Here is an 11,560-nt window from a genome sequence, read left to right on the forward strand (position 1 = left end):
CCACGGCTGCGACCGTCAGCGGCTGATGCCGACCTGCTCCAGAGCGCGGCGCATCGGCTCCCAGGCACGGGAGCGGCTCTGGCCCCGGTTGCGGGCCTTGACCATCTGATCCCAGAAGCCCGCCTGGAGCAGGCTCTGCGGCGACACGGCCGCGGACCGCTCCAGGATGGCCTCGGGCACCTTCTGCGGGTCCTCCACGAGGTACTCGGCCATGATCTCGTCGTACTTGTCCTTGAGCACGGTGTTGCCCGGGTCCGCGCCGAAGACCAGCAGCTGGCCGGTGGGCTCGGTGTCCACCAGCACGGTCACCAGGTCGGGCCGGTACCGCGCGAGCACCTCGATGATCTTGTAGACGTCGCCGGTCCAGGCGTCGGTGTGCCGGTCGCGCGCGGCCTCGTCCACACTGCGCGGCAGCATGTCGTCCAGGACGATCACGCTGGACCAGTCCGAGTGCTTCTCCACGTTGATGAAGTCGCGGAACGCGTACTCGAAGAGGTGCATGCCGTCGATGAACGACAGGTCGAGCGTGGTCCCCCGCCAGTAACCGGTGAGGGAGCGGCCCCGGCGCATGTTGCGTAACGGGTGGCGTCCGCTCTTGAGGTGCCCCAAGGGGTTCTTGCGGGCGAAGAAGGCGTCGCTGGTGGCCTTCACCAGGTGGACGTCGCACTTCAGCTCCGTGACGACCTTGAAGGCGGGGTCGATCGCGATGCTCGGCACCCGGGACAGGCTCAGGCTGCGGCCGTCGTTGACGCCGATTTCCAGGTAGTTGCGGTTGGCGCTGACCTTGTGCAGTTCGCGCAGGAACTCGTGCCGTTTCAACTGGACTCCTTGTATGAGTAGTCAGCCCTTGCGGAGCTCGGCGTAAAAGCTTTGGCAGTCTTCCCAATTCGGCAGCAGACCGGCGGCCTCGGCCTCGGCCAGGCTGGGCGCGATCGCGTCCTTGCCCGACAGCACCGGCTCCAGGCCGTCCGGCCACGGGATCGCGAGTTCCGGGTCCAGGGGGTTGATCCCGTGCTCGCGCTCCGGCGCGTACCCCTCCGAACAGAGGTAGACGACCGTGGCGTCGTCGGTCAGGGCCATGAAACCGTGGCCCAGACCCTCAGCCAGATACACCGAGTGGTGGTTGGTGTCGTCCAGGCGGACGATCTCCCACTTCTTGTACGTCGGGGAACCGACCCGGATGTCGACGATCACGTCGAGCACCGCGCCCCGCACACACTTGACGTATTTCGCCTGCCCGGGGGGCACGTCGGCGTAGTGCAGGCCGCGCACTGTGCCGCGGCGGGAGACCGAGCAGTTGGCCTGGGCCAGGTCGAACCGGTGGCCCAGCGACTCGCTGAACGCCGGCGCCTTGAACCACTCGTGGAAGCTGCCGCGCTCGTCGCCGAACACCTTCGGTTCGAACACCCACGCGCCTACGATGTCGAGTTCCCGCATCCCGATCTCTTCCCTCTCCCCTACGCCCCGAGGGCTTTCTTGATCTTTCGCAGAGCCCGGCGTACAAAGGGCCGCTTGCGCGGTGGCGGCTTGGCGGCCACCTGGCGGGCGATCTCCTCGACGGACTGGACCGAGATCGCACCCCGGCCGTCGACCACCAGCCCCAGTCGCAGGGCGGTGGACCTCTGCCCGAGGCCGACCGCGAGCTTGTACCGGCCGGCGGCGATCGACTGCCCGCCGAATGTCGACTCCAGGACCGAGCCGCCCTCGGCGGGGCTGATCGCGGCGCCGAAGTTGTGCACGGCACCCGTCGCCGCGTCGGTCAACCGCACCGAGCTACCCGCGGAGTCCCCGGCGGAGTAGACCGGAAGCGAGAGGCGCAGGCGGCCCGGCTCGACCGTCACGTCGGCGGCCCGCACCACCGACAGGTCGTGCTTGAGGCGGTTCGTGGCCCCGTTGACGTCGATCGAGAGATTCTGGTGGGGGTCCGTCCAGTAGGGAAGAACGGTCACCCCGTCGACGATGCCGAGCCGCCGGCCGCTGTCGGCGGCGGGCTCGCGGACGGATCCGAGCCGGATCTCCTTGGCCCAGCCGCTGAGGCTGTACCGGACGTAGAAGTCCCAGATCCCGGAGCCGACCGGGCCCCCACCAGCCGCCGTACGCGGATCAACGGTGGCGGTGGCGTCGATCCGCAGCCGGACCTCGGCGGGATCCGCGGCCGGCACACGAACCCGTTCGAACTCCATCGGTTGGAAGAACTCGGCGGCGGTCGAGCGCTCACGGATGACGAGGTCGACCTTCGACTTCTCGGACTGGGCGGAGATGCCGGCCTCGAGCAGCGGGACCGCCTCGCGGCTGCCCTGCGGAATCGGCAGCGCGAGCGCGACATCGGAACCGGCCTGGACGAACGTCAGGCGCTCGTCCCCGGCGGCGTACTCGACGGTGAAGGCGACCCGCAGCGCGCCGTCCCGCCAGGCCACGGTCCGCAGCTCGGCGATCGGCTTGACCGTGGCTTCCCACCCGGCCAGCGTCTCGACGTCCTCGAGCCGGTCCGCGACCAGCAGTCCGGCCACGACCTGCTGGATCGGCGACAGGCCGGCCGCCACGCCGGGGCCGAAGCGGTCGACGGCGACCGAGCGCATCTCGCGGAACATCTCGCGCCGGTATTCCGGGTCCATGTTGAGCAGCCGCTGAGCGCGCAGCCGCTCCACGATCTCGTTGCGCAGCCAGCGGCGGAACAGTCCGTCCTGCAGCGGGCCGGGCTCGGTGTGCTGATCGACGATGTCGAGGGCCTCACGCAGGTTGCCGAAGTACCCGACCGGCTCGATGGGCCGGAAGCCCGCGTTCGAGGCGTCGTCGCGCTTCACGTGGTAGTAGCACACGTAGTCGCTCAGGACGGACACGTTCTCGGCCCGGAGGTAGGCCTCCGTGACGAAGACGTGGTCCTCCAGCCGGCGACGGCCCTCGCGGAAGCGCAGGCCTGTCTTGGCCAGGAACTCGCGCCGCAGCATCTTGTGCGGGGTAAGGCTGTCGATGAGCGGCGCGTTCTGCACGCCGGCCCGGGGGCGGTTCTTACGGAAGAGGTCCCGCGGCACCGGCCGCCCCTTGCCCGCCATCTTGCCGACGACCACATCGGCGCCGTTGGCGACGCCGTAGTCGTACATCCGCTCCAGCGCCTCGGCGCCGAGGTAGTCGTCGTTGTCGACGAACATGATGTATTCGCCCTGGGCGGCGTCGATCCCGACGTTGCGCGGCTTGCCGGACCACCCGGACGGTTCCTGGTGGATCACGTGGACGTTCGGCTGCTCGAGCGCGAGCTCGTCGAGCCGGGCCGGGGTCTCGTCGGTCGATCCGTCGTCGACGAACCAGACCTCGTACTCGTCCTTGGGCAGGCTCTGGGAGACCAGCGACTGAATGCAGTCCTCGATGTACGGGCCGGGGTTATAGACCGGTACGACCACGCTGACCTTCAGCGGCATCTTGGGAGCCCCGTTCAACGAGCGTGAGAGGTGGCGAGCAGGTGCGGAACGGCCTCGGCGAGGGCGTCACCCCAGGGGCGGATCGGCTCGAGGCCGGCCGCCGCCCAGCGATCGTGGCCCAGCACGCTGTACGCCGGGCGGGCCGCCGGCCGGCGGAAGGCCTCGCTGGTGGTGGGACGCACCCGGCCCGGATCCGCGCCGATCAGCCGGAAGATCTGCTGGGTGAGCCCGAACCAGGTGACCTCGCCCGAGCTCGTCCCGTGGTAGACCCCGGCCGGCGCGGAGCCGGCGAGCGCCGCCGAGCCGAGCCGGAACAGCTGGTCGGCCAGGTCGACCGTCCAGGTGGGCTGGCCGCGCTGGTCATCCACGACGTCGAGGGTGTCCCGCGAGGCCTCGAGCTTGAGCATGGTCGCGACAAAATTGCCGCCGCCCGCACCGTACAGCCACGCGGTGCGTACGACATAACCGGCTTCCGGAAGCACTTCGAGCACGGCTTGCTCGCCGGCCAGCTTGGTGCGTCCGTACGCGCTGCTCGGTGCGGTCGGCGCGTCCTCCGCGTACGGCGAGGTCGCGTCCCCGGCGAAGACGTAGTCGGTCGAGAGGTGCAGCAGCACCGCTCCGGTCTCGCGGCAGGCCACCGCGAGGTTCCGGGGGCCGGCGCCGTTCACGGCGAGAGCGGTGGTCTCCTGCTCCTCGGCGTCGTCGACGGCCGTCCACGCGGCGCAGTTGACCACGACCGAGGGGTGGTGCCGCTCGAGGGCGACCGTCACCGCGACCGGGTCGGTCACGTCGAGCTCGCCGCGGGCCAGCGCCACCGCGTCGAGGCCGGCGGCGTGCAGGCGGGACAGCAGGTCCTGCGCGAGCATCCCGGAGCCACCGGTGATCAACCAGGAGGTCACAGCGTGGCCCGGCCCTTCAGCGGTTCCCACCAGGCACGGTTCTCGCGGTACCACTCGACGGTCTCGGCCAGGCCGGTCGGGAAGTCCTTGCGGGGACGGTAGCCGAGCTCTTCACTGATCTTGGTGCAGTCGACCGAGTAGCGGCGGTCGTGGCCCTTGCGGTCGGTCACGTACTCGACGCTGTCCCAGCCCGCGCCGCACGCGTCGAGCAGCTGCTGGGTGAGCTCCTTGTTCGACAGCTCGGTGCCGCCGCCGATGTTGTAGATCTCGCCGGGGCGGCCCTTGGTGCGGACCAGCTCGATGCCCCGGACGTGGTCGTCGACGTGCAGCCAGTCGCGCACGTTGCCGCCGTCGCCGTAGAGCGGCACCTTCCGCCCGTCGAGCAGGTTGGTGATGAACAGCGGGATGACCTTCTCCGGGAAGTGGTGATGCCCGTAGTTGTTGGAGCAGCGGGTCACCCGTACGTCGAGACCGTGGGTGCGGTGATAGGACAGCGCCACAAGGTCGCTGGACGCCTTGGCCGCCGAGTACGGCGAGTTGGGCGCCAGCGGATGGCTCTCGGGCCAGGACCCCTCGTCGATCGAGCCGTACACCTCGTCGGTCGAGATGTGGACGAACGTCGCGATCCCCGCCCGGTACGCGGCGTCGATCAGCGTGTGCGTGCCGACCACGTTGGTCCGGATGAACTCGGCGCCGCCGTCGATCGACCGGTCGACGTGCGACTCGGCCGCGAAGTGCACGACCTGGTCGTGCTCGGCCATCAGCCGGGCGACCAGGACGGGGTCGCAGATGTCGCCCCGCACGAAGCGGAAGCCCGGGTGGTCGCGCACCTCGTCGAGGTTGGCGGGATTACCGGCGTACGTGAGGAGGTCGAGGACCGTTATCTCCACCTCGCCGGGACCGTCCGCTCCCAGCACGGTGCGGACGTAGTGCGAGCCGATGAAACCGGCCCCGCCGGTCACAAGAATCCGGGTCGTCATGAGGAGATCTGCACCTTGCTGTAGTCGCCGACAACGAGCCGGTGGGCGTCGGGCACCCGGGGCGCGGGAGTAACTTCGACGTTGCGGCCGATCAGGGACGCCTCGATCCGGCGCACCCCGCTGATCAAAGAGTCGCTCAGCACGATCGAGTATTCGACCTCGCTGTCCTCGATCCGGCAATTATCCGAGATCGACGTGAACGGACCGACGTACGAATCGCTGATGATACTGCCGGCGCCGATGATCGCGGGACCGACGATCCGGCTGCCCGACACCTTGGCGCCGGGGTCGATCCGGACGCGTCCGATGATCTCGCTCGCGCCGTCGACATCCCCGTCAATGGCACGGTCGAGCGTTTCCAGCACGGTCCGATTGACCTCGAGCATGTCGGTGACGTTTCCGGTGTCTTTCCAATAACCGTGAATCAGGGTGGAACGCACGTCCAGGCCCGAGTCGATGAGCCACTGGATCGCATGCGTGATCTCCAGCTCGCCGCGGCGGGAGGGCTCGATCGAACGGACGGCCTCGTGCACGGAGGCCCGGAACAGATAGACACCGACCAGGGCCAGGTCGCTCTTCGGGTAGGCCGGCTTCTCCTCCAGCCCGATCACCTGGCCGGCGGCGTCGAGCTCGGCCACGCCGAAGGACGTCGGGTCGGCGACCCGGGTCAGCAGGATCTGGGCGTCCGCCGCCTCGTGGTGGAACCGCTCCACGAGGTCGCGGATGCCACCGACGATGAAGTTGTCGCCCAGGTACATGACGAAGTCTTCGTCGCCGAGGAATTCGCGGGCGATGAGAACGGCGTGCGCCAGGCCGAGCGGTGCGCTCTGCGGGATGTAGGTGACGTCGAGCCCGAAGGCGGACCCGTCGCCGACCGCCTGCCGGATCTCGTCGGCCGTGTCACCGACGATGATCCCGACGTCGGTGATTCCCGCCTCGGCGATCGCCTCCAGGCCATAGAACAACACCGGTTTGTTCGCGACCGGAACGAGCTGCTTGGCCGACGTGTAGGTGATCGGCCGCAGCCGGGTCCCTGCCCCGCCGGAGAGCACTAACGCCTTCATGCGCGACACCTTAACGGATGGGGTGGACAACGTTGCCAGCCAATGTTCGCGGGTTTACCCGGGTCGACGAGGGTGCCCATTTCGGCGGGTTCGTACCGGTCGAAAATCCCCTTAGATAGACAATTTCGTACATCGGGCCACGTCAACGCCTGCCACGCCTCTGTTAACGCCAGGAGTCCTCGCAATGACGTGTCCGTTATGGCGGAGCATGGCGCAGATGCATGTCGGGTGTCCTCCAGCCGAACGCACGTTGTGCCTGCGGTTGCCCTGCTGTTAACGTCGCCCGGCATTCATCCGAATCATGGTCAACCCGGGCTGGTTCATCGGGGCGTCCATCACAGGAGATCCGGTGGTAGTGACAGTCACGTCAAGTGTCATGCCGACAGTCGCCGTCGTGCTCGCGGGCGGCGTCGGGGAGCGGCTCGGCCTCAAGATGCCCAAGCAGCTCGTGAAAATCGCCGGCAAGACGGTGGTGGAACACACCCTGGCCGCCTTCGAGAAATCGCCCGTCATCGACAAAGTGCTGATCCTGATGGCCCCCGGTTACCTCGACGAGGTCGAGGCGATCGTCGCGCGGGCCGGCTTCACCAAGGTCAGCGGTGTGATCGCCGGCGGGCGGACCCGCAGCGAGACCACCCGGAAGGCCATCGCGGCCATGGGCGGCGCCGAATGCAAGATGATCATCCATGACGCCGTACGGCCTCTGGTGTCGCAGCGCATCATCGCCGACAGCGTGCGCGCTCTCGACCGGTTCGAGGCCATCGACGTGGCGATCCCATCGGCGGACACGATCATCTCGGTGGACGACATCGACGGCGAGGAGGTCATCTCGGACATCCCCGACCGGTCCCGGCTGCGCCGCGGTCAGACCCCCCAGGGCTTCCGGATGTCGACCCTGCGCAGGGCGTACGACCTGGCCGCCGTCGACCCGGACTTCACCGCCACCGACGACTGCGGCGTGGTGCGGCGTTACCTGCCGGACGTGCCGATCCACGTGGTCCCGGGCGACGAGAACAACCTGAAGATCACGCACCCGATCGACATCCACCTCGCCGACAAGCTCTTCCAGCTCAACTCCAACCCGATGCCGGCCGAGATCTCCGGCGCGGAGCGGGCCGAGCTGCTCACCGGCAGGACGATGGTCGTCTTCGGCGGCAGCTACGGCATCGGGAAGGCAACCGGTGACCTCGCGGCCGCCCACGGCGCCACCGTGCTGTCGTTCAGCCGCTCGACCACCGGCACCCACGTCGAGAACGCGGGGGACGTGGCCGAGGCGCTGAAGCAGGCCAACGCGGAGACCGGGCGGATCGACTATGTGGTCAACACCGCCGGCGTGCTCCGGATCGGCAAGCTGGCCGACACCGACGACGCGGTGATCGAGGAAGCCCTGCGGGTCAACTACCTGGGCCCGGTCCACATCGCCCGGGCGTCCGCGCCGTACCTGGCCGAGTCGCAGGGCGGACTGCTGCTGTACACCTCGAGCTCCTACACGCGGGGCCGGGCCGGCTACAGCCTCTACTCGTCGACCAAGGCCGCCACGGTCAACCTCGTCCAGGCCCTGGCCGACGAGTGGTCGGACGTCGGCGTCCGGGTCAACTGCATCAATCCCGAACGCACCGGCACCCCGATGCGACGGCAGGCCTTCGGCGACGAACCGGCCGCCTCCATGCTCACCGCCGACGAGGTGGCGAGCACCTCCGTGGACGTGCTGATCTCCAGCATGACCGGCCACATCATCGACGTACGGCGTGCCGCCCCCGCGGCCGTGACGACCACCAAGTGAGAGGGTCGCTGTGAACGTCGCGGCGAAATTGGACATCAGCCGACCGGACACGTTGGTCCGGTACGTCCTGTTCGGCATCTCGTACCCCGTGCTCTACGTGGGCGCCTTCGTACCGTGGCCGATCGTGTTCGCGGCCGGCCTCGTGGCCGTCCTCGTCGCCGAACTGTGGGGTATCCAGCGAACGCCGCTGACCATCGCGCTGCGGCGCGTCCACCTCGGCACGGTGCCTCGCTCGATCATCCGCGACGCGGCAGTCCTGGTGCTGATCGCCCGCTCCGGCGAATACGATGTCGCCCAGCTGGGCCTTCTGACCTTGGCGATACCGTCCCTGTACCTGCTGCGGGGCGTCTTCACCGCTCTGCTGCGCTTGCTGAACCAACGGCGCCAGCTGCCGCACTCGACCCGCAACCTGGATCTCTCCCGGCTGCGGATCCCGGACGCGCCCCCGGCCTGGCTGCGACTCGGGGCGCCGACCCCGCTGACGCAGGTAGCCATCCCGCTGGCGGTGGGCGTGGTGATCGACGCAGCGGCCGGTACGAACTACTTCGCCGTACTCGGCCTCGCCGTATCGGCCCTCTACACGCTGGGGATGCTGGCCGTCGTCGCGGTCCATTACCGCCGCAACCGGGTCCTCGGCGACCGGGACGAGGTGCGCGCGGAGGTGTTGCGGCAGGTGCGGGCCTACCAGCCCGAGGTCATGCTCTACTTCAGCCTCGGCGAGGCCAGCGGCACCAGCTACCAGGTCGACTCCTGGCTCACCACGCTGGCCGAGCTGCGGCACAAGGCGATGATCCTGGTCCGCGAGCACAAACACGTCCCCCGGATCGGTCCGACGGACCTGCCGATCATCAGCATGCCCCGCGGGCCCGAAGTGATGGACCTCGACCTGCCGGATCTCAAGGTCGTCATGTACGTGGGCAACGTCGGCAACAACCTCCACATGCTCCGCCACAACGGCATCCGGCACATCTTCGTCGGGCACGGCGACAGCGACAAGGTCGCCAGCACCAACCCGGCCAGCCGGGTCTACGACGAAGTGTGGGTCGCCGGCCGGGCCGGTCGCGACCGGTACCGCCGGGCGGGAGGGGCCGTCTCGGACGCCTCGATCGTCGAAGTCGGCCGCCCACAGCTCGCCGCCCTGGAACCGCCGCGCCAGGACCGGCGGATCTTCACGGTCCTGTACGCCCCGACCTGGGAGGGCTGGAGCAACGACCTGGCGCTCAGCTCCGTACCGGTGATGGGCGTCAAGATCGTCAAGACGCTGCTGGCGCTGTCGCCGAACGTGCGGGTCATCTACAAGCCCCACCCGCTGACCGGCTACCAGGACAAGATCACCCGCCAGATCAACCAGCAGATCATCGACATGCTGGAGACGGCGAACAAACTCCGGGCCGCCGACCCCGCCTGGACCAAGATCGTCGCCGCCAACGCCGCCGAGCGCACCGCCAGCAAGGGCCGGCTGACCGAGCTGCAGCGCCTGATCGACCAGCTGTCCGGCTCCCAGGGCCCGGACTCGGCCCAGACGGCCCGCGACAACGGCACCCCCGACCCGGAACGGCACGCGAAACTGCTGAAAGCCGAACAGGACTGGCAGCGGGCGCACTGGGACGCAGCCGGCTGGTGGGCCCACCGCACGGTGACCGGTCCCCGCCCCGATCTGTACTCGTGCTTCAACGAGGCCGACATGATGATCGCCGACATCTCGGCCGTGGTCTCCGACTTCGTGGGCAGCGGCAAACCGTACGTCGTGACCAACATCTACAACCAGGACGAGTCCGCGTTCCGCACCGCCCAGACGGTGGCCGGCGGCGCATACCTGCTCGGCTCCAAGGCCGAAGGCCTGTCCGACCTGGTCCAGAAGTTGCAGCGGGCGGAGCCAGTCGACCCGATGGCCGAACGCCGCGAGGCCCTGCGCCACTACCTGCTCGGCCCCGACGAGCCGGACCCGCTGACCCGCTTCAACGACGCCCTCGACGACCTCATCGCCAAGCCCTACCCCGTGGCGGCCCCGATGGAGCCCCTGGAAGCAGTGGCGAAGGTGGCCGCCGCCCAGTCGGACGACGGCGAGCCGGTGTCCATCACTTCCTGACAACCGGACGCCAGGGCCCCGCCGCACCACGCGGCGGGGCCCTTTCGCTGTTTGCGCGGGCCCGGCCGGCGAGCGAGGGCGGTCACGTGGTGACATGAGCTGAGGTCGGACCGTCCGAGTCTTAAGGTCGGACCACCGGCGGCCGATTTCCCCGATATGACGAGAATGCCGTTCGGGTCGGGCCGGAGCAGCCACGAAGACGCCACCGCTGCGGGAACCGCCGCCGCCCGTGCCGCCCTGGCCGGGCTCGACGGCGCCGCCGCCGACCTGGTGATCGTGTACGCCTCGATCCGGTACGACCTGGCCGCGCTGCTCGACGGCGTCCGTGCCGTCACCGGAGAGACGCCACTGGTCGGCGCTACGACCAGTGGGCAGTTCTCCGAGGGCGAGTTCATCCCGCCGGGACCCGCGGTCAGCGTGATGATCCTCGGTGGGGGCCGGTACCGTTTCGGCTCGGCAGTGGTCGGCGGCATCAGCAGTGACACCACCGCGGCCGGCCGCGATCTGGCCCGCCGGGCTCGCGACGCCGCGGGCTCGGAGCCCACCCCGTACGGCGCGCTGTTGCTGCTGGCCGACGGCATGGCGGGCGACATGCAGGGACTGCTGAACGGGCTCTACCGGGTCACCGGCGCTCAGGTCCCGGTGGTCGGCGGTGCGGCCGGGGACGACCGTACGTTCGCCGGCTCGTCGGTGTTTCACGGCGGTGAGGTGGTCGCCAACGGCGCGGTCGCGGTCTGGATCGGCTCGGAGCAGCCGCTGCGCGTGGTGTCCGGGCACGGCTGGCAGCCCCAGGGCCTGCCCATGCTGGTCACCCGCGTCGAGGGCCAGTTGGTGCACGAGATCGACGGGCGCCCGGCCGCCGACGTATACCAGGAGGGGCTCGTGCAGGACACCACGGCACCGGTGGGCGCCCGCTCCGACTGGCGCACCGCGCATTCGTTCGGCCTGATCGAGCCGGACGGCACGCAGGTCGTCCGGGGCGCGCTGCTGGACGAGCAGGGCGCCGTGCGGACCTTCACCCCGCTCCCGGAGTACTGCGCCGTGCAGATCGTCTCCGCCGACCAGGATGGCCTGCTCGACGTCATCGAGAACGTGGTCGAGGACGCGCTGGGCGACATCGACGAACCGGCCGTGATGCTGACGTTCAGCTGCATCGCGCGGCTGGACCTGCTGCGCGACCGCGAGGGCGAGGAGGCGGCCCGGCTGCACAAGGCCGCCGGTCCGGTCGCCACGTTCGGCTTCTACACGTACGGGGAGTTCGCCCGGTCCGTCGGCGTCTCCGGGTACCACAACGCCACCATCACCGCTCTGGCCCTCTGAGCGGGGTAT

The 11,560-nt window shown here is 69.2% G+C and carries 9 protein-coding genes; 3 read left to right on the forward strand and 6 right to left on the reverse strand.

The features are described from left to right. Positions 1-15: 15 nt before the first annotated feature. Genes LXN57_RS25990 through LXN57_RS26015 form a run of 6 tightly spaced genes read right to left on the reverse strand, consistent with a single transcriptional unit; the run spans position 16 to position 6,359 of the window. A complete protein-coding gene (locus tag LXN57_RS25990) occupies positions 16-819 on the reverse strand; it encodes a class I SAM-dependent methyltransferase (protein ID WP_251800827.1) in 804 nt (267 codons plus the stop codon). A 21-nt stretch (positions 820-840) separates the two neighbouring features. Further along, positions 841-1,443: a dTDP-4-dehydrorhamnose 3,5-epimerase gene (gene rfbC, locus LXN57_RS25995; RefSeq protein WP_251800878.1), complete on the reverse strand. Its 603-nt coding sequence runs from the start codon at positions 1,441-1,443 to the stop codon at positions 841-843. A 14-nt stretch (positions 1,444-1,457) separates the two neighbouring features. Next, entirely contained in the window at positions 1,458-3,416 is a 1,959-nt protein-coding gene (locus tag LXN57_RS26000) for a glycosyltransferase family 2 protein (protein ID WP_251800828.1), read from the reverse strand. 14 nt (positions 3,417-3,430) lie between these two features. Continuing rightward, a complete protein-coding gene (gene rfbD, locus LXN57_RS26005; protein WP_438872915.1) occupies positions 3,431-4,348 on the reverse strand; it encodes a dTDP-4-dehydrorhamnose reductase in 918 nt (305 codons plus the stop codon). Beyond that, positions 4,312-5,295 carry a dTDP-glucose 4,6-dehydratase gene (gene rfbB / locus LXN57_RS26010; protein ID WP_251800829.1) on the reverse strand — a complete coding sequence of 328 codons (984 nt, stop codon included), beginning with the start codon at positions 5,293-5,295 and terminating at the stop codon, positions 4,312-4,314. Before rfbB ends, rfbD begins: the two co-directional genes overlap by 37 nt. Then, positions 5,292-6,359 (reverse strand): glucose-1-phosphate thymidylyltransferase, encoded by a 1,068-nt coding sequence (locus LXN57_RS26015; protein WP_251800830.1) that lies wholly within the window; start codon positions 6,357-6,359, stop codon positions 5,292-5,294. The genes rfbB and LXN57_RS26015 overlap by 4 nt, the downstream gene beginning before the upstream one ends. A gap of 376 nt (positions 6,360-6,735) precedes the next feature. On the opposite strand from LXN57_RS26015, the gene LXN57_RS26020 reads away from it, so the two are divergent. The 3 genes from LXN57_RS26020 (at position 6,736) to LXN57_RS26030 (ending at position 11,551) form a co-directional block, all read left to right on the forward strand. Then, positions 6,736-8,142 (forward strand): bifunctional cytidylyltransferase/SDR family oxidoreductase, encoded by a 1,407-nt coding sequence (locus LXN57_RS26020; protein ID WP_251800831.1) that lies wholly within the window; start codon positions 6,736-6,738, stop codon positions 8,140-8,142. A gap of 10 nt (positions 8,143-8,152) precedes the next feature. Next, on the forward strand, positions 8,153-10,231 hold the full coding sequence (locus tag LXN57_RS26025; RefSeq protein ID WP_251800832.1) for a CDP-glycerol glycerophosphotransferase family protein: 2,079 nt from the start codon (positions 8,153-8,155) through the stop codon (positions 10,229-10,231). Between the two features lie 156 nt (positions 10,232-10,387). Next, positions 10,388-11,551: an FIST signal transduction protein gene (locus tag LXN57_RS26030; protein WP_251800833.1), complete on the forward strand. Its 1,164-nt coding sequence runs from the start codon at positions 10,388-10,390 to the stop codon at positions 11,549-11,551. The last annotated feature ends 9 nt before the right edge of the window (positions 11,552-11,560 follow it).

The organism is Paractinoplanes hotanensis (assembly GCF_023717965.1).
Lineage (GTDB): Bacteria > Actinomycetota > Actinomycetes > Mycobacteriales > Micromonosporaceae > Actinoplanes > Actinoplanes polyasparticus.